Source organism: Acidimicrobiales bacterium (genome assembly GCA_041394245.1).
GTDB lineage: Bacteria > Actinomycetota > Acidimicrobiia > Acidimicrobiales > Aldehydirespiratoraceae > JAJRXC01.
Genome location: JAWKIR010000003.1, coordinates 551,093 through 570,314, shown reverse-complemented (window position 1 = coordinate 570,314; position 19,222 = coordinate 551,093). Strand labels below are relative to the sequence as shown.

The following is a 19,222-nucleotide window of genomic DNA, read 5'->3' as shown; positions in this document are numbered from 1 at the left end:
GTCTACGGTCGGGTGATGCGACTCCCTTCGGCGCTCCCGGTCGCGCTGCTCCTCCTCGCGTCAGCGTGCAGCGACGACGCGTCCACCGCCACCGGCGGCGAACTCTCCGGGGGTCTCGTGATGGAGATCGAGATGGCCATCACGCAGGAAGTCGGACAGACCTGGACCGTCGTGTACGACGGCTGGTGGGATCGCAGCCTCTCGGCCGGCGCACTGGCCGAGAACGGCGAGGTGATGTGGCACGAGCGCGACGGCGAGGTCACCCGTCGCGGGGTCATGCTCCCCGATCTCCAGCAATCGTGGACGCGCTTCGACGTCGCCACCTGGGGCACGGTCACCTACGACGATCCGCAGTTCGACGAGCTCGGTGGGGTGGTCGACATCTGGGCCGTCCCGAGTCTCGCCTCGTTGGTCGCCGTGCACGATCTGGTCGCCGCCCAGGACCCCGACGAGGGCGCGGCCCCGGTCGTGGTCGACGGCACGACCTTCCTCGCCACCATCGACGAGTTCGTCGCCCGGCGATCGCTCGTGGACTGCGCCGGCGACATCGAGATCGGGGTGGAGGTGTCGGACGGTGCGGTCACCGCGCTCGACCTTGACCTCGACACGGGCATCCGTCTGCGCGAGGTGTCCGTGTCGTTCTCGCCCTGGGAGGGCGCCCTGCCGCCGCTGCCGCCCCAATCCGACGTCAACGTGATCCGCCGTCATCGCGAACCCGGCGAACCGGCGCCGGATCGTCTGCCGACCGCCTGTGATCAGGACGCCCGCGAACCGGTGACCCTCGACCGGTCTGCGTGTGCGGCCCTCGAGAGTCAGAACCGCGGCTTCTGGTTCACGGTGATCGGTCGCCACGCCGGGACCACTCCCGCGGCTCGGGCCCGGGTGTCGTTGAGCCTCGCCCGCCCGTTCGGGCTCGACGAGCTGGGCGCACGCCTCGCCGAACACGACCTCACCGTCACCCGCATCGATGTGCAGGCCCCCACATCGGACGCCGGGGTGATGTCCGTCCACGGTCTCGAGGTGACCGCGATCCCGGCCGACCAGGCGCAACTCGAGCAGCTGGTGGCGGCCTCGACCGACCGCGCCGTCATTGCCGGTGCCGCCCAAGTGGCCGCCGTGGAAGTCGACGGCCCATGGGCCGACATCGCCGGCTTCGCGTCCAGCTGCGACATCCACGACGCGGGACCCGGCAACGGCGACCCGTCCACCGTCGACCTCACCACCGGATGACCCGGCGCGAGCCGGCCATCGGCTGACCGGTGATCCGCTGGTAGAACTGAAGCGTGCTGATCGTCGTCTCTCCCGCGAAGTCGCTCGACTACGAATCCAAGCCGGCCACGAGGAAACACTCCGAGCCGAGGATGCTCGACCGCTCCCGGGAGCTCGTCGCCGTGATGGCGAAGAAGTCCCCCGCCGAGCTCTCGAAGATGATGGGCATCTCCGAGTCGCTCGGCGAACTCAACCACGAGCGCTTCCTCGACTGGGAGACGCCGTTCACCCCGGCCAACGCCCGTCCTGCAGTGCTGGCGTTCAGCGGCGACGTCTACATGGGCATGGAGGCCAGCACCTTCACCGAACGCGACTTCACGCAGGCCCAGAAGGTCCTGCGCATCCTCTCCGGGCTCTACGGCGTGCTCCGACCCCTCGACCTGATGCAGCCCTACCGGCTCGAGATGGGATCGACGGTGACGACGAGCCGAGGCAAGGACCTCTACACCTTCTGGGGCGACACGATCACCGAGCAGCTCAACGCCGACCTGGCCGAGAGCCCGGGTTCGGATGCGCTGATCAACCTGGCGTCCAACGAGTACTTCGGGGCCGTCAACACCGAGAAGCTCGAGGCCCGGCTGGTCAGCCCGGTCTTCCTCGACTCCAAAGACGGCGGCGAACCCAAGATCATCAGCTTCTTCGCCAAGCGGGCCCGCGGGTCGATGAGCGGCTGGATCATCCGCAATCGCATCAAGTCGCCCCGCGCTCTGCTCGAGTTCGCCGAAGACGGCTACCGCTACGACGCCGAACGGTCGCAGGCCGACCGACCGGTGTTCGTCCGCCACCACTGACCCGCGCCGACCCCCCCCCCCGACCGACCGACCGACCGGCCATCTGTGCCGAGTAACCCCTCGTCTCGCAGGGGGATAGTCGGCACAGATGCGGTGGTGGGCTGAGGAGTGGTGGGCTGAGGAGTGGGCGGGTCAGGGGACTTCGGGGGTCTGCTGCATCTCGAGGTGCAGGGCGGTGCCCGTCCACGGATGGGCCCGGGCGAAGTCCTCGTTCAGCGCGGCGCCGATGCCGGGTTCGGTGGGAGGCACGACGTAGCCGTCGACCAGCTCGATCGGGGTCGTGAGCAACTCGTTGTGAAAGCCGCGGAAGTCGCGGATGGCTTCGAGGAGGAGGAAGTTGGGGGTGCAGGTGGCGAACTGGATGTTGGCCAACGCCTCGATCGGTCCGCAGTAGAGGTGCGGGGCCATCTGGACGTAGTGCGTCTCCGCGATGGCCGCGATCTTCTTGGCCTCGAGGATGCCGCCGCACCGCCCGAGCGCCGGTTGCAGGATCGCCGCGGCCTGGGCTTCGACCACCCGGGCGAACTCGTACTTCGTGGTGAGTCGCTCGCCGGTGGCGATCGGGATCGTCGTCTGGCGGGCGACGCGGGCCATCTCCTCCACGTTCTCCGGCGGCACGGGCTCTTCGAACCACAGCGGATCGAACGGCTCCAGGGCCCGGGCCAGGCGGATCGCACCCGCCGCGGTGAACTGTCCGTGGGTGCCGAACAGGAGATCGGCCCTGGTGCCGACCGCCTCGCGGATCGCCGCGCAGAACCGCACGCTGCGCTCGATCGCCTCCAACGGCGGCATGTGGCCGTCGTAGACCGTGTAGGGACCAGCCGGGTCGAACTTCACCGCGGTGAAGCCGAGGCCTTCCACTTCCTCGACGGCGCGCTGCGCGGCGATGTCGGGATCGACGTAGACGGCCGCCGCCTCGTTGACGTCCGCAGCTTCGTCGGGTGTCGGATAGAGATAGGTGTAGGCGCGCAATCGGTCGTGGACCCGGCCACCGAGCAACTCGTAGACCGGCACGCCGTGGGCCTTGCCGACGATGTCCCACAGTGCGGTCTCGATGCCGCTCATCACCGAGCCGAGGGAGATGTCGGGCCGCAGCGTGTAGCCCGAGCCGTAGACGTTGCGCCACATCCGTTCGATGTGGTGCGGATCGTTGCCGACGATGTGGCGCTCGCACACGTCCTCGGTCATCCGGGCGACCACATCGGGGCTGAAGGTGGCCGTGTAGACCTCGCCGTAGCCGACGATGCCGTCGTCGGTCACCAGCTTCACGAAGATGAAGTAGCGCCCACCCATCGAGGGCGGCGGGTTGGCCACCACGAAGGTCTCGAACGAGGCGATCTTCACGACTGCACCCTCGACGCACGATCGAACACGATCACGTTGCGGCGGGCTTCACCCCGTTTGACCGCGTCGATGGCCTCGTTGATCTCCTCGATGGGGTAGGTCCTGGTGACCAGTTCGTCGAGCTTGAGGCGTCCGTCCTCGTAGAGCGACACGAGCAACGGGATGTCGATCGGAAGCCGTCCGGCCCCCATCTTCGAACCGAGTACCCGCTGGCTGTTGCCGGCGATGTCGGTGGCGTCGACCTCGATCATCACGCCGGTGGCGGTCATCCCGACGAGTACGACCGCACCACCGGGAGCCACCAACGAGAAGGCCTGTTCGATGGCCGGCTTCGCACCGACGGTCACGAACACATAGTCGGCACCGGCGCCTCCGGTGAGGGCCCTGACCTGCTCGACGACATCATCGGCCGTCACCGAGACCGCCGCCGTGGCCCCGAACTCACGGGCGGCGGCGAGCTTGTCGTCGGCCACATCGAGGGCGATGACCTGCCCGGCACCGGCGATGACCGCACCCTGGACCGCATTGAGCCCGACCCCGCCACAGCCGATCACGACCACGTCGCTGCCGGCTTCGATCCTGGCCGTGTTGGTGACGGCGCCGAACCCCGTGATCACCCCGCACCCCAGAAGCGCGGCGCTGGCGATCGGGATCGAGTCGGGGATGGTCACGACCTGTGAGGCGTCGACGAGTGCCTCCTCGGCGAACGCGCCGGTCTTCAACCCGTGCACCAGCGATTCGCCGGCCGCGTCGGTGAGCGGGCGAGAGCGGTCGATCGTGAACCGTCCGGTGCAGGTGACCGGCATGCCCTTCGCACAACCGGGGCACGAGCCGCAGCTACGGATAAGCGAGATGACCACGCGATCGCCGACGGCCACCGTGTCGACCCCGGCGCCGACCGCCGAGACCGTCCCCGCGGCTTCGTGGCCGTAGACGGCAGGAAGGTGGCCACCCCACGCGCCGTCGATGAAATGGATGTCGGAATGACAGATGGCGCAGGCCTCGACGTCGACCTTCACCTGACCGGGTCCGGGCGGAGCGACCGTGATCTCCTCGATCGAGAGCGGGGCTCCGAACTCACGACAGACGGCGGCCTTCACCCGGTTGGCAGTACCCATCACGGCAACGTACCCCATCGCCTCGCCACGGCTGTCAAGATGCCGACGCGGTCGGTCGATGAAGAGAGTCGCATGATTCGTTCCCGTTCCGTCCCCCTCCTCGTGGCATTCACGCTCGCCGCGTCGCTGACCGCGATCGGCCCATCAGCCGCCGCCGACACCCCACCCCCCGGCGGCCATTTCACCGACGACGACACCAACATCCACGAAGGCGCCATCGAAGCCATCCGCGCCGAAGGCATCACCACCGGCTGCGCCCCCACCCGCTACTGCCCCGACGAACCCGTCACCCGCGGCCAAATGGCCGCCTTCCTCAACCGCGCCCTCCACCTCCCACCCGCCACCCAACCATCAGGCTTCACCGACACCACCGGCACCTTCCGAGACGACATCGAACGCCTCCGCCACGCCGGCATCACCACCGGCACCAGCCCCACCACCTACAGCACCAACGACCCCGTCACCCGCGGCCAAATGGCCGCCTTCCTCAACCGCGCCCTCCACCTCCCACCCGCCACCCAACCATCAGGCTTCACCGACACCACCGGCACCTTCCGAGACGACATCGAACGCCTCCGCCACGCCGGCATCACCACCGGCACCAGCCCCACCACCTACAGCCCCCACCGCCCCGTCACCCGCGCCGAAATGGCCACCTTCCTCATGCGCGCCCTGCACCTCGACGAACTCGTCCCACCGCCGCGACCACTCCCGATCGCCGGCAACCCGGCCGGCACCGCACCGGTGCCGGCCGCCGCGGCTGCGATCGACACCTCGTCGCCCGACGTCGTGATCGGCAACGGCTCGCCGGCGAGCTGCACCTCGGCCGCGGTCGTCGCCGCGGTGGCCCGGGGCGGCGTCATCACGTTCGACTGCGGACCCGACCCCATCACTATCGAGATGCTCGCCACCGCGACGGTGTTCAACGACACCGGCCCGGAGATCGTGATCGATGGCGGCGGGCTCGTGACCCTGAGCGGGCGTGGCGAGCGTCGCATCCTCTACATGAACACCTGTGACCAGGCCCAGGTGTGGACCACACCGCACTGCCAGAACCAGGACCACCCACGCCTCACCGTGCAGAACCTCACCTTCGTCGACGGCGATGCCACCGGCCAGGGCATCGATCTCGGCGGCGGGGGCGGCGCCATCTGGGTGCGGGGCGGTCGCTTCAAGATCGTCAACTCGCGCTTCTTCTCCAACACCTGCGCGAGCACCGGGCCCGATGTCGCGGGCGGCGCCGTGCGGGTGTTCAGCCAGTACGACACGCTGCCCGTCTACATCACGAACAGCACCTTCGGCGGGGCCGAGGCCCAGGCCAACGACTGCTCCAACGGTGGAGCGATCGGGAGCATCGGCGTGTCGATGACGTTCATCAACAGCCTGCTGACCCACAACTCGGCCACCGGGTGGGGGGCCAACCCCCAGCGGCCCGGAACGCCGGGAGGCGGCAACGGCGGAGCGATCGCCAACGACGGCAACACCTACACGCTGACGCTGATCGACACCGTGATCGAGGACAACGTGGCCAACGAGGGCGGCGGCGGTGTGTTCTACGTGAGCAACAACCGCACCGGCCATCTCGTCATCACCGACTCGACGCTCGCCCGCAACGACAGCCTCGGCTTCGAGACCGCGGGGTATCCGGGGGTCTTCTACCTGGGTAGCGGCCCGCCGATCGTGAGCGGATCGACGCTGGACTGACCGGGCTCTAACGTCGGCGCATGCCACAGCTTCCGGTGCTGCACCGCGACGACGATCCCGACGAGATCTGCGCCGCGCTCCACGAGTCGGGGGCCGTCGTCATCGCCGACTTCCTCGACGAGGCGACCGTGGCCGCACTCAATGCCGAGGTCGGCCCGCTCGTCGATGCCGACGATCCCTCGGTGCGCCGGTTCGTCAACCCGTTCATCGCCGACTTCTTCGGCCCCAACGTCAAGCACCTGACCGGGCTGGCGTCGCACTCGCGCACCTATGTCGACGAGGTGCTGCTGCACCCGCTCTACGAGGCGATCAACGCGCGCGTGCTCGGCCCGAGCTGCGCGGAATGGCAGCTCAACATCGGACATCTGCTCCAACGCGGACCCGGCGCCGAGCAGCAGTACATCCATCGTGATCACGACGTCTGGAACTATCTCCCCACCCCACACCCGGAGATCCAGGTGGCCTCGCTCGTCGCCCTCACCCCCTTCACCGCAGAGAACGGCGCGACACGACTGGCGCCCGGCAGCAACCACTGGCCCGCCGATCGGTACCCGACCGACGACGAGCTCGCGATCGCCGAGATGCCCGCCGGAGCGGCGGTGATCTATCTCGGCTCGACGTTCCACGCCGGCGGGACGAACTCGACGGCGACGGAATGGCGACGCGGCTTCCACACCAGCTTCGTCGTCGGATGGCTGCGAACCGAGGAGAACAACACGCTCGCGACACCGCCCGACGTCGTTCGCGACCTGCCGCTGCGGGCCCAGGAGCTCATCGGCTACAAGGCCCACGACGCGATCGCCACGGGCGGCGGCTATCTCGGTGTGCTCGACGTGCGCCACCCCACCGACCTGCTGGCCAGCGGGGAGTTGTGAGCGCGCCCTCGTCCCCCGCCGACTGGGGCTATCCGACACCGATCCGCTTCGGCGCCGGTCGTGTCGCCGAACTCGGCGATGCCTGCCGGGCAGCCGGCATCGGCCGGCCCCTGATCGTCACCGATCCCGGGCTCGCCGCGCTCCCGCTCATCGAAACGGTCCGCGCCGCGCTCGAGCCGCTCGTTCACGCGACCTTCCACGACCTCAAGCCCAATCCGGTGGGCCGCGACGTCGATGCCGGCGTCGCCGCGTACCGGGCCGGTGACCACGACGGGGTCGTCGCCGTCGGTGGCGGTTCGGCGCTCGACGTCGGCAAGGTCATCGCGTTCATGGCCGGCCAGACCCGGCCCATGTGGGACTTCGAGGACGTCGGCGACAACTGGACTCGCGCCGACGCCGCGGGGATCGCGCCGGTCATCACCGTGCCGACCACTGCCGGGACGGGCAGTGAGGTCGGCCGCGCCGGCGTGGTCATCGACGAGGCGACCCACCGCAAGGTCATCGTGTTCCATCCGGCGATGCTGCCCCGGGCGGTGATCTGTGATCCCGAACTCACCGTGGGCCTGCCCCGGACGCTCACCGTGGGCACCGGACTCGACGCGCTCTCGCATTCACTCGAAGCGATCTGCGCGCCGACGTTCCATCCGATGTCGCAGGGCATCGGCATGGAGGGATGCCGCCTGGTGCTCGAACACCTGCCGGTGGTCGTCGACGACCCGGGCAACATCGAGAGCCGCGGGCAGATGCTGGTCGCCGCGGCGATGGGCGCGGTCGCCTTCCAGAAGGGCCTGGGCGCCATGCACGCGCTCTCGCACCCGATCGGGGCGCGCTTCGACACCCACCACGGCATGACCAACGCCGTGGTGATGCCCTACGTCCTCGACGCGAACCGGGCCGCGATCGAGGCGACCATCGCGCGACTCGCCGCCTCCTGCGGGGTCGCCGGTGGGTTCGAGGGCTTCCTCGCCCACATCCTCGCCATCCGGACCGCCATGGACGTGCCCCACACGCTCGTCGACCTGGGGGTCGACCCGGCCGCGATGGAAACCATCGCCGCGGCCGCCGTCGAGGATCCGTCGGCGGGGGGCAACCCGGTCCCGTTCGATCGACCGTTCGCCGAGGCCGTCTTCACCGCGGCGTGCACAGGAGTGCTCCATGCAGCTTGAACAGCTCCGCTTGGAGGTGAGCGACGGCACCATCGACTCGGTGGTCGTCGGGTTCACCGACCACTACGGCCGGACGATGGGCAAACGCTTCGACGCCGACTTCTTCCTCGACAGCTGTGTCGACGACGGCACGCACGCCTGCGATTACCTGCTCACCGTCGACATGGAGATGGAGCCGGTCGAGGGCTTCGCCTACAGCAACTGGTCGACGGGCTACGGCGACTTCCACCTGGTCCCCGACATGGGCACCCTGCGCCGCGCCGGATGGACCGACGGCACCGCATTCGTGCTGTGTGACGTGATCGACAACGTCACGCACGACCCCGTCGCGGTGGCGCCGCGCTCGATCCTTCGCCGCCAACTCGACCAGTTGGGCGAAGCGGGTTTCAGTGCCGCGGCCGCGTCCGAGCTCGAGTTCTTCCTCTTCCGCGACACCTACCGGGCGGCCCATCAGAAGGGCTACCGGGATCTCGAGTCGGCCGGGTGGTATGTCGAGGACTACCACCTGCTCCAGGCCTCTCGGGTCGAGGACTATGTGGGCGCAGCCCGCCGAGCCCTGCGCGACAGCGAGATCCCGGTCGAGAACTCCAAGGGTGAGGCGGCGATCGGCCAGCACGAGCTCAACGTCCGCTACGCCGACGCCCTCACGATGGCCGACCGCCACGTGGTGATGAAGCAGGCCATGAAGGAACTCGCCGACGCCCAGGGCGTGAGCGTCACGTTCATGGCCAAGCCCGATGCCGCCCAGCCGGGCAGCTCGTGCCACATCCACCTGTCACTCTGGGACGGCGACCAGAACGCGTTCGTCGGCGAGTCGCCGGACCACCACAGCGACGTCTTCCGCTGGTTCTTGGGCGGGTGGATGCACCACGCCGCCGACCTCATGGTCTGCTACGCGCCGACCATCAACAGCTACAAGCGCTACCAGAGCCAGTCGTGGGCCCCGACCCGCATCGCGTGGTCGACGGACAATCGCACGGCCGGGTTCCGCATCGTCGGACGCGGTGGCGGTCTGCGGATCGAGAACCGAATCCCCGGCGCCGACGTCAACCCGTATCTCGCCTACGCCGCCGCGATCGCCAGCGGGCTCGACGGCATCCGCAACCGGATCGAACCGCCGGCGGAGTTCCGCGGCGATGCCTACTCGGTCGGCGCCGATTCGGCCTCGGCCGCGTCGGTGCCGATCACCCTGCACGAGGCCCACGCCCGTTTCGTCGCCAGCGACGCGGCCCGCCGCATGCTCGGCGACGAGGTCGTCGAGCACTACGGCCACCATCTGGCCCAGGAGATCGCCGCCGCCGACGCCGCGGTGACCGATTGGGAGATGCGGCGCTACTTCGAGCGCATCTGACGGCGGCCCGGTCGGACCCGCCGGGACCGAAAATTCCTCACAGTCGGCGGCAAGAACGCCGATCGGAATGTCGTGAGTCTCGACGGTCTTCAAACCTGCCCCCATTGTCGGGCCCTGGTGCAGTCCAACACCTGTTCGATCTGCGGCAAGTCGACCTTCGACGAGGTCGCTGCGCCCCCACCGGCGGCGAAGCCCCGGTGGAGCGATTCCTTGAACAACGAGCTGCGAAAGGTCGGCACCGCGCTGTTCGCGATCGCCCTACTCGCCGCCGGAACGGCCTTCGTGTTGACCCGTCCGGATACGGCGCCGTCGGCAACCGCTCTGCCGCCGCCCGTGTCGACGACGAGTGCCGTCCCACTCCCGACGACCTCGGAACGACCGCCCTCGCTCGTTGGCGGCGCGCGACCGACCAGCGGGTTCCTGCCCGGCGTCCCCCGCGAGGTCGCCGAGGCCCTGTCCCCGTGGGACACGCCACCGCCGGTCGATCTGGTGTCCGGGCTCCTGCTCGACGAATCGCTCGACTACGCCGACGACATCGCCCGGGTGGCCGAACTCCTCGCCGACTTCCCCGACGAGTTCGTGCTCGCCCCGCTCGATCCCCCCGAGATCCTCACCTTCGACGGCGTCCTCGACGCCGACCAGCTCGAGGCGACCCAACCCTTCGCGGCACGCACGCTCCAGCGGACTGCGGGATCAACACCCGGTGCGTCGACGCTGGGAGAGGTCTGGCTGATCGCATCCGGCGGGTCGACCGCCGGTGACGCCTATCTCGCCGCGGCCCGCGAACGCTGGAACCGCGAAGCCGCGATCGACCTGTTCTCGCCCGAGGTCGGCCTGCGCCTGTGGCTCCTCGGCTCCGACGGCACGACCGACCTGTGGGTGAGCGACCTCGACGACGATGCGATGATCCTCGTCCAGGCGCCGACCACCGCCGACCCCGCAGCCCTCGCCGACGTGCTCGACACCTGGCGCCACACCCAGCTCTGACCCCCATACTTTCTGGGGTCAGACACCCGTACTTTCTCGCCGGGTGTAGGCGTCGGAATTATGACAAGGTATTGTCACAATATTCCCGCATCCCGAGGAGCCCTGATGGCCATCGAACTTCCCCCGCTTCCGTACGCCGACGATGCACTCGAGCCGCACATCAGCGCACGCACGATCTCGTTCCACTACGGCAAGCACCACGCCGCCTACGTCAACAACCTCAACGGTCTGATCGAGGGCACCGACAACGCCGACAAGTCGCTCGAGGAGATCATCAAGAGCGCGAGCCCCGGCGGTCTGTTCAACAACGCCGCACAGGTGTGGAACCACACCTTCTACTGGAACTGCATGTCGCCCGACGGTGGCGGCGACCCCACCGGTGACCTCGCCGCCGCGATCGAGTCGAGCTTTGGTTCGATCGATGCGTTCAAGGAGCAGTTCAAGGCCGATTCGGTCGGCAACTTCGGTTCCGGCTGGACCTGGCTCGTCCGCGAGGGCGATGGCCTCGCGATCGTCAAGACCGACGACGCCGACACGCCCCTGGCCCATGGCCAGACGGCGCTGCTCACCATCGACGTGTGGGAACACGCCTACTACCTCGACTACCAGAACGCCCGGCCGGCCTACGTCGACACCTTCATCGCGAGCCTCATCAACTGGGAGTTCGTCGCCGCCAACTTCGCGGCCTGACGCTGCCCCATGGGGCAGCTGACGAAGAAGCCGCCGGAGTGGATCCACGCCGCCCCGTTCCAGGCCAGCGCGACCCGAGAGATCGACGCGACCCCCGACGAAGTGTTCGCCGCGTTGGCCGATCACGAACGCTGGCCCGAATGGTTCACCTCGATCATCCGCGTCGAGCGCTTCGGTGATCTCCACGAGGGAGTCGGGTCGAACCGTCGCGTCTTCATCAATGCGCGCGTGGCCGTCGACGAGGAGTTCAACGTCTGGGAACCCGGCGAACGCTGGGGCTTCGTGGTGCTCTCGGCCACCGTCCCAGGCCTGAAGTCGATGACCGAGCTGGTGACCATCGCCGACCTCGGCGACGGACGCAGCTCGGTCACCTACAAGATGGGGATCGAGGGCAAGTTCCCGTTGTCCCTACTTCTCAAGGGGGCAACGGGACAGATGAACAAGAACCTCGGCGCCGCGCTCGACAACCTCGGACCCCACATCGCCGCAGGGCGAGCGGCCGACTGAGCGCGGCAACGTCGTCTAGCTGATCCAGTTCTTGATCTTCTCGACCAGGCCGAGGCGGTCGCCGCCGGCCGGCGTGATCTGGAGATGGGTGACACCGGCGGCCTGGTAGGCCTCGATGCGCTCGCGTACCTGGCCCTCGGATCCGACCATGGCGGTGGCGTCGAGGAAGTCCTGGGGCACTGCGGCCATGGCTTCTTCCTTGCGGCCGGCGAGGTAGAGGTCCTGGATCTTCTCGGCCTCTTCCTCGTAGCCGTACTTCTGGAAGATGTTGTTGTAGAAGTTCTTGCCCTTGGCGCCCATGCCACCGACGTAGAGGGCGGTCATGAACCGGCCACCGTCGCGGATCTGCTGCGCCTTGTCCTCGTCGTCCACGATGGCGACGGTTCCGCCGGCGACGATGTTGAGCGGCGGCAACGACGGGTCGCGCTTCGCGAGGCCCTTGGCGAGGTCGTCGCCCCAGACCTGTTCGGCCTTGTCGGGATGGAAGAAGACGGGGATCCAACCGTCGGCGACCTCGGCGGTCACCTCGACGTTCTTCGGGCCGAGCGAGGCGATGTAGATCGGGATGTCGGCCCGCTTGGGGTGATTGATCAGCTTCAGCGGCTTGCCGAGACCCGTGCCCTGATCCTCGGGAAGCGGCAGGTGGTAGTTGGGCCCGTCGTGGACCACGACCTCGCGGCGCCACACCTTTCGGCAGATCTCGATCAGCTCACGCTGTCGCCCGATGGGGTTGTCGTAGACGACACCGTGCCATCCCTCGATCACCTGCGGACCCGACGCGCCGATGCCGAGGATGAAGCGCCCGTCGGACACGGCGTCGAGTCCGGCCGCCGTCATGGCGGTCAGCGTGGGGGTTCGCGAGTAGATCGGCAGGATGGCCGAACCGAGCTCCATCGTCTCGGTCTTGGCCGCGAGATAGCCGAGAATCGACACGGCATCGAAGCTGTAGAGCTCCGCGACCCAGCCGACGTCGACGCCGGCCCGTTCGAGTTGCGCGGCTTCTTCCGCGGCGGCGCGCGGGTCGCCGGAGTAGTTCAGGGTCATCGAGAGCTTCATGGGCCAAGCATGCCCGCCCCTCCATCTCGTTGCCACCCCGCTCGGCGGTACCCTCTCGCATGGTCCGAATCCGCCAGGTGATCGAGCAGATCCGCCACCGACTGCTCTTCGTGCCGGTCGTGTTCACCCTCGTCGCCGTCGTCCTCGCGCAGGCGATGTTGGCGATCGACGGTGCCCTGGCCGATGCCGACCTCCCCCGGACCCTGCAGACAACGGTGGGGAGCGGTCGCGCCATCCTCACTGCGATCGCCGGCGGCTTGATCTCGTCCATCACCTTGTTGCTGTCGATGACCATGCTCGCGGTCCAGCTCGCGAGCAACCAGTTCTCGCCGCGTACCGTGCGGAACTGGATCGGCGACACGACCCAGCAGCGGGTGATCGGCGTCGTGCTCGGTACGACCGTCTACTGCCTGCTCATCCTGCGGGAGACGCGCAGTATCGGAGAGGGCAACGAGCTGACGCCCCACGCGTCGGTGATCCTGGCGGTCATCCTGGGCATCGTCTCGCTGATCGCTGTGGTGCGGTCGGTCGATCACCTGACCGACAAGCTGCGGGTCGGATCGGTGGCATCGAGCATCTCCGGGGAGACGATCGCCCTCATCCATCGGGCGGGGACCCTCGAGTCCAACACGGCGACCGACGGGACGGTCCCGCTGACCACGACCGCTCTCGAACCGCCAGGCGATGCCGTGGCAGTCGAGTCGCACCACACCGGCTGGATCCAACAGATCGACACCGCCTCCCTGCTGCGGCGGGTTCCTCGGGGGACGACCATCCACCTGCCGGTGGCCGTCGGCGACTTCGTGCCCACCCACGCACCGCTCGCGTGGGTCTCGCCCCCGCCAGACGACGACGCCTGCCTCCGGCTGATGAAGGACGACTTCGCCATCGGCGACACCCGCACCATGCAGTCCGACGTCGGCTTCGGAATCCTCCAAATGGTCGACATCGCGTTGCGGGCGCTCTCCCCCGGTGTCAACGATCCCAACACGGCCAACGACATGGTCGTCCACATCGGCGCCGTCCTCCTGGCCCTCTGGCAGTACCCCGTCGCCCCCGCGGTCGTCGAGTCCGACGGTCGTCACCTGGTCACCCGGCGCGTCGATCATCGTGATCATCTCGAGGCGGCGATCGAACCCATTCGCCGCCACAGCCAGGACGAGCCACTCGTGGCCATCACGCTCCTGCGGATGCTCCAGCAGCTCGAGTCGGAGACGAACCGACGGGGCCTTGCCGGCCCGACCACGCCCATCCGCGAGATGATCGGACGGGTCGTCGCCGAATCTTCTGTCAGTCTTGCAGACAATAGTTGACACTCGTAGTGTCTCTGCCCATGAGGACATACGGGGACTGGAACGGCACCATCGGCACGACGGTCGCGGAGTCCGAACCCGACTTCGAGGTGTCGCCCCATCCTGGTGACAGCGCTCCCAACGTGGTCGTGATCCTGCTCGACGACCTCGGGTTCTCCCAGTTCGGCTGCTACGGCTCCGACATCGACACCCCCCACATCGATGCCCTCGCCGGCGGCGGGTTGCGCTACACGAACTTCCACGTGACCCCACTGTGCTCACCCACCCGTGCCGCGCTGCTCACCGGTCGCAACCACCACACCGTCGGCATGCGGGCCGTGTCGAACTTCAACACCGGCTTCCCGTCGATGACCGGCCACATCTCGAACCACGCCGCCACCGTTGCCGAAGTGCTCCACGACGAGGGCTACGCGACCCTCGCCGTCGGCAAGTGGCACCTCGCCCCGATGGAGCAGTGCTCGGCCGCAGGCCCCTTCGACCAGTGGCCCCTGCAACGGGGATTCGACCGGTTCTACGGCTTCCTCGACGGCGAGACCGACCAATTCAGCCCGTCGCTCACCTACGACAACCACCACATCGAACCGCCGGCACGGTCGAATCCAGGGCAGTCGGACGACGGCTACCACGTCAGCGAAGACCTGATCGACCGGGCGATCGGCTTCGTCCACGACACCAAGTCGGTGCGTCCGGACAAGCCCTTCTTCCTCTATGTCGCCTTCGGGGCGACCCACGCGCCCCACCAAGCCCCTGAGGAGTACCTGGCCAAGTACCGGGGGAAGTACGACGAGGGTTGGGACGTCATCCGTCAGCGGTGGTACGAGCGCCAGATCGAACTGGGCGTCACCACCCCCGACACCCGGCTCGCACCCCGCAACCCCGGCGTCGACGCGTGGGACGACCTGCCGGAGAACCAGCGCAAACTCGCCTGCCGCCTCCAGGAAGCCTTCGCCGCCTTCCTCGACCACACCGACGATCAGATCGGACGTCTCGTCGACGACCTCCGCGACATGGGCGAGCTCGACAACACCGTCATCATGGTGCTGGGCGACAACGGCGCGTCCCAGGAGGGCGGCCCCTTCGGTGTCCTCCACGAGATGAAGTTCTTCAACGGCATCCTCGAGACACCCGACGAAGCGATCTCCCACCTCGACGAGATCGGCGGACCCCACTCCCACACCAACTATCCATGGGGCTGGGCCCAGGTCGGCAACACCCCGTTCAAGTGGTACAAGCAGAACACCCACGAGGGTGGCGTGCACGTGCCGCTGATCGTGCACTGGCCGGCCGGCGTGACCGACGCCGGCGGCCTGCGCCGCCAGTTCCACCATGTCAACGACATCGCGGCGACGATCTACGAGCTGATCGGGGTCGAAGCGCCGGCCACCCGCAACGGCCTCGAGCAGATCCCGGTGAGCGGCGTGCCGATGACCTACTCGTTCGCCGATGCCGACGCCCCGACGGCCAAGCAGATCCAGTACTTCGAGATGGGCGGCCATCGCGGCCTGTGGCACGACGGCTGGAAGGCCGTCACCCGCCACACCCAGAACGTCCCCTTCGACGACGACGTGTGGGAGCTCTACCACGTCGACGTCGACCCGTCGGAGTGCAACGACCTCGCCGCCGAGATGCCCGAGAAGGTCCGGGAGATGGTCGATCTCTGGTTCCAGCAGGCCGACGAACACGGGGTCCTCCCCCTCGACGACCGCATGCTCGAGCTGTTCGGCGCCCGCTTCCGCGACCACTCACCGCACCCGGCCAGCATGCGTTACCTCTACAAGCCGCCGATGTCGATGCTGCCGATGCAGGCGGGCGCACCGATGGGTGGACGCAGCTGGCAGCTCACCGGCCGGGTCGACGGGGTCGCCGACGGCGTGCTCTTCGCGGTCGGCACCGAGAACTCGGGGATCGCCGTCTTCGTGAAGGACGGCCTGCTGGTGCTCGACTACAACGCGTTCGATGCCCACACGATCGTGCGGTCCGAGGTGTCGGTGCCCGCCGACGCCCGTGAGCTCGGCGTCGAGTTCATCCGGGTGGCCGGACGAAAGGCCCTCGCCCGACTGTCGATCGACGGTGTGCCCGCCGGTGGCGGTGAGATTCCCTGGATGATGGGGACGATCTCGTCGGTGGGCGCCAGCGTGGGTCGAGACATGGGCTCACCGGTCAGCCGTGAGTACACCGGCGACTTCCCCTACGGAGGTCGGCTCCGTGAGGTCGAGATCCAGCTGCTGTCGCGCCAGGATGCCGAATCGCTCGAAGCCGAGATGCGTGCGGAGATGTCGAGGCAGTAGGCGACCGGGGCGAGGCGGTCAGCCCGTGTAGGCCAGGTTCCGGGCGGCGCGTTCGCCCCATTCGCTCTCACCGGACCAGGTGATCGTGCCGGCGTCGATCTGGGCCTGCGGGTCGATCCGGCCGGCGGCCAGCATCACGAAGGTCCCGATATCGGTGGTGACGACCACGTCGGGATCATCGACCGACGCCACACGGGTGGCGCGACCGTCGACCTTCACGGCGATGTCGCGATCCACGCCCTGCTCACCACCGCGGGGACGAATCCGGAACACGATGGACATGCCCTCGGGGAGACCGATCTTCTTGCCGACGATGTAGCCGATCGAGTCGTCGATCTCCTGCAGGGTCATCTCCGCCGCGTCGCCGGTGTCGTCGAGGGACTCCCCCAGCGGGATCGCGATGTCGCGGGCGTGCACCCACAGGTCGAACACCCGGACCTGGAGGAACCGTCGATAGGTCGCGATGCCGGCGGGAGTGAACGACGGCTCGTCGAGCACGGCCGGATCGAGCTGTTCGAGCTCGGCCAGCCGGGCGGCGGTGACCTCGCCGACGCGAGCCGCGAAGTCGGCGTTGTCGAGCCCCTCGACGGCCTCGGCGAACTCACCCATCTTCTCGAACGGCGGCGGCACCTCGGCCGAGGGCGCCCATCCGGTGAGCACGACCTCGACCCCCATCGTGTGGGCGATCACCGCGCGCACGTCCCAGTCGGGGCACAGCGACCGGGTGGCCATCTCGTCGGCCGACAGGCGGGCGCAGAGGTCGTCGTAATGGGCGAACAGCTGGCGATGGGCAGCGACATAGTCGGTGAGTTCGTAGGTCATCGTGCGGGCTTCTCCCTGCTCTCCCATTCACGGGCTTCGAAGTACGGTTGGAAAACGTTGGCGATGTGGACCATGTCGGCGTCGGTCTTGGGCGTCTTCAGCTCGTAGAGATGTGGGACCTTCGCATAGGCGACGGTGAGGTCCCACAGATCGAGCGCAGCCTGCCCGGTCGGCGCCGGGGCGACCACGGGCCCGTAGACCTGCCGGTCGCCGGGGAAGATGATCGTCGGCACGCCGAAACCGCCGGAGTTCACGATCGCGTCGTGGTCGGCCTTCACGTCGTCATGGGTGGTGGCGTCGGCGATCGCGGCCTGCACCACCGCGGGATCGACACCGATCTCCTCGCAGATCTCCTCGGCGACCTCGGGACGGTGCGGCTTGCGTCCGTCCTCGTGCAGCGCCCGACCGGCGGCCTCGTAGAACCGGTCGCAGTCGTCCATCGACGTGCGGCGCAGCATCGCCGCGACCCGCAGCATCCCCCATCCGTAGGACCAGTCGCGCTCCCACGGGTGCTTCTTGCCCTCCTCGCGGTTGATCTCCTCGAGGGAGAAGAAGCGCCAGTCGATCTCGAGGGGGTCGTCGACGGGCTGGGCCTCGCGCACCGTGCGGATCCACTTGGACGTCTGATACGCCCACGGACACATCACATCGAAGTGAAAGGCGATCTGCATCTCTCGGACCGTAGTCGGAGGTTGCCCCCGAGAGAAACTGTCAGGCAGACTGACACTTATGAGCGACGCAGAACTCCAGATGGTCAACGACGCCCTCGACGCCCTCCTCGCGGCGCACGACCCGACGGTCGAGTCCTATGAGGAGTTCCGCGGTCATCAGTACGACGCCGGCCTCGCCTGGGTGCACTACCCGGTGGGCAAGGGCGGTCTGAGCGTGCGACCCCAGCTCCAGCGTGATGTCAACCGCCGTCTGGGCGAAGCCGGCGGCAAGCCGATGGACCCGTCGCAGTTCTTCATCGCCCTCGCCGGCCCCACGATCCTCACCCACGGCAGCGACGAGCAACACGACCGCTTCCTGCGCCCGATGTTCACCGGTGAGGAGAAGTGGTGCCAGCTGTTCTCCGAGCCCGGAGCCGGCTCCGACTTCGCCGGTCTCGGCACCAAGGCCGTCGAGGACGGCGACGAATGGATCATCAACGGTCAGAAGGTGTGGAACACGCTCGCCCACATCGCCGACTGGGGCATGCTCGTCACCCGCACCGACCCCGACATGCCCAAGCACAAGGGCATGACCTACTTCGCCCTCGACATGCACGCCGAAGGCGTCGAGGTGCGGCCGCTGCGCCAGATCACCGGCGAGGCCGAGTTCAACGAGGTCTACATGACCGATGTGCGCGTGCCCGACGACTGTCGGATCGGGGCACGGGGCGAGGGGTGGCGCGCCGCGCTGACCACCCTCATGAACGAGCGCACCGCGATCGGCGGCGGTGGGGGCGGTGGTGCCCCGAAGATGGGCAGCGGCCCGATCGGCCACCTGGTCCACCTCTACGAGCGAACCCCCGACGACCGCAAGGGTCCGGCCCAGCGCGACGAGCTCATGCAGCTGTGGATCCGCGCCGAGACGCTCCGACTCACCAACATGCGGGCCATCCAGGCCGCGAAGAAGGGCCAGCCCGGACCCGAGGGTTCCGTTGCCAAGCTCGCCGGCGCCGAGCTCAACAAGGACATCTACAGCTGGGCGCTCACGCTGCAGGGCATGGAGGGTCAGGTCGGCTTCGACTACACGTTCCGTCGTCCCGGTGTCGTCGATCTCGACGGCGCGTCGAACGGCCTCGGCTACGCGTTCCTCCGGGCCCGGGCCAACTCGATCGAGGGCGGCACCTCCGAGGTGCTGCGCAACATCATGGGCGAGCAGATGCTCGGCCTGCCCGGCGAACCCCGTGTCGACAAGGAAATCGCCTGGAGCAAGGTTCCCAAGAACTAGCCGCCG

General features: G+C 68.2%; 17 protein-coding genes. 12 read left to right on the top strand and 5 right to left on the bottom strand.

The features are described from left to right. The first annotated feature begins 15 nt into the window (after window positions 1–15). Entirely contained in the window at window positions 16–1,230 is a 1,215-nt protein-coding gene (locus R2707_17345; protein ID MEZ5246863.1) for a hypothetical protein, read from the top strand. Window positions 1,231–1,283: 53 nt separating this feature from the next. Further along, complete coding sequence (gene yaaA / locus R2707_17340; protein ID MEZ5246862.1) at window positions 1,284–2,060, top strand: peroxide stress protein YaaA; 777 nt, start codon at window positions 1,284–1,286, stop codon at window positions 2,058–2,060. Between the two features lie 132 nt (window positions 2,061–2,192). Here yaaA and R2707_17335 read toward each other — a convergent pair whose 3' ends face one another. Both R2707_17335 and R2707_17330 read right to left on the bottom strand, forming a co-directional pair. Further along, on the bottom strand, window positions 2,193–3,404 hold the full coding sequence (locus R2707_17335; protein MEZ5246861.1) for a mandelate racemase/muconate lactonizing enzyme family protein: 1,212 nt from the start codon (window positions 3,402–3,404) through the stop codon (window positions 2,193–2,195). After that, window positions 3,401–4,522, bottom strand: coding sequence for a Zn-dependent alcohol dehydrogenase (locus R2707_17330; protein ID MEZ5246860.1), 1,122 nt, complete (start codon window positions 4,520–4,522; stop codon window positions 3,401–3,403). The genes R2707_17335 and R2707_17330 overlap by 4 nt, the downstream gene beginning before the upstream one ends. Window positions 4,523–4,594: 72 nt before the next feature. Between R2707_17330 and R2707_17325 the strand changes: the two genes are divergently transcribed. From R2707_17325 to R2707_17295, 7 genes are all read left to right on the top strand, one after another. Then, complete coding sequence (locus tag R2707_17325) at window positions 4,595–6,226, top strand: S-layer homology domain-containing protein (protein ID MEZ5246859.1); 1,632 nt, start codon at window positions 4,595–4,597, stop codon at window positions 6,224–6,226. A 20-nt stretch (window positions 6,227–6,246) separates the two neighbouring features. Beyond that, window positions 6,247–7,101, top strand: a complete 855-nt coding sequence (locus R2707_17320) for a phytanoyl-CoA dioxygenase family protein (GenBank protein MEZ5246858.1) — start codon at window positions 6,247–6,249, stop codon at window positions 7,099–7,101. Further along, the gene (locus R2707_17315) at window positions 7,098–8,267 is read left to right on the top strand and encodes an iron-containing alcohol dehydrogenase (protein MEZ5246857.1); all 1,170 of its coding nucleotides are present in this window, start codon (window positions 7,098–7,100) and stop codon (window positions 8,265–8,267) included. The genes R2707_17320 and R2707_17315 overlap by 4 nt, the downstream gene beginning before the upstream one ends. After that, on the top strand, window positions 8,257–9,618 hold the full coding sequence (locus R2707_17310; protein MEZ5246856.1) for a glutamine synthetase family protein: 1,362 nt from the start codon (window positions 8,257–8,259) through the stop codon (window positions 9,616–9,618). Before R2707_17315 ends, R2707_17310 begins: the two co-directional genes overlap by 11 nt. 117 nt (window positions 9,619–9,735) lie before the next feature. After that, entirely contained in the window at window positions 9,736–10,605 is an 870-nt protein-coding gene (locus tag R2707_17305) for a hypothetical protein (protein MEZ5246855.1), read from the top strand. 105 nt (window positions 10,606–10,710) lie between these two features. Further along, complete coding sequence (locus R2707_17300; GenBank protein ID MEZ5246854.1) at window positions 10,711–11,295, top strand: Fe-Mn family superoxide dismutase; 585 nt, start codon at window positions 10,711–10,713, stop codon at window positions 11,293–11,295. A 9-nt stretch (window positions 11,296–11,304) separates the two neighbouring features. Then, complete coding sequence (locus R2707_17295) at window positions 11,305–11,802, top strand: SRPBCC family protein (GenBank protein MEZ5246853.1); 498 nt, start codon at window positions 11,305–11,307, stop codon at window positions 11,800–11,802. Window positions 11,803–11,817: 15 nt separating this feature from the next. Here the strand turns inward: R2707_17295 and R2707_17290 are convergent, their stop codons facing one another. Then, window positions 11,818–12,894 (bottom strand): LLM class F420-dependent oxidoreductase, encoded by a 1,077-nt coding sequence (locus tag R2707_17290; GenBank protein MEZ5246852.1) that lies wholly within the window; start codon window positions 12,892–12,894, stop codon window positions 11,818–11,820. Between the two features lie 23 nt (window positions 12,895–12,917). Here R2707_17290 and R2707_17285 point away from each other — a divergent pair, with 23 nt between their 5' ends. Both R2707_17285 and R2707_17280 read left to right on the top strand, forming a co-directional pair. Next, entirely contained in the window at window positions 12,918–14,171 is a 1,254-nt protein-coding gene (locus R2707_17285; protein MEZ5246851.1) for a DUF2254 domain-containing protein, read from the top strand. A gap of 20 nt (window positions 14,172–14,191) precedes the next feature. After that, the gene (locus R2707_17280) at window positions 14,192–16,459 is read left to right on the top strand and encodes an arylsulfatase (GenBank protein ID MEZ5246850.1); all 2,268 of its coding nucleotides are present in this window, start codon (window positions 14,192–14,194) and stop codon (window positions 16,457–16,459) included. Window positions 16,460–16,477: 18 nt separating this feature from the next. Here R2707_17280 and R2707_17275 read toward each other — a convergent pair whose 3' ends face one another. Both R2707_17275 and R2707_17270 read right to left on the bottom strand, forming a co-directional pair. Continuing rightward, the gene (locus R2707_17275) at window positions 16,478–17,281 is read right to left on the bottom strand and encodes a maleylpyruvate isomerase family mycothiol-dependent enzyme (GenBank protein ID MEZ5246849.1); all 804 of its coding nucleotides are present in this window, start codon (window positions 17,279–17,281) and stop codon (window positions 16,478–16,480) included. After that, a complete protein-coding gene (locus R2707_17270; GenBank protein ID MEZ5246848.1) occupies window positions 17,278–17,952 on the bottom strand; it encodes a DsbA family protein in 675 nt (224 codons plus the stop codon). Before R2707_17270 ends, R2707_17275 begins: the two co-directional genes overlap by 4 nt. Before the next feature lie 58 nt (window positions 17,953–18,010). On the opposite strand from R2707_17270, the gene R2707_17265 reads away from it, so the two are divergent. Beyond that, on the top strand, window positions 18,011–19,216 hold the full coding sequence (locus tag R2707_17265; protein MEZ5246847.1) for an acyl-CoA dehydrogenase family protein: 1,206 nt from the start codon (window positions 18,011–18,013) through the stop codon (window positions 19,214–19,216). Window positions 19,217–19,222: the final 6 nt, after the last annotated feature.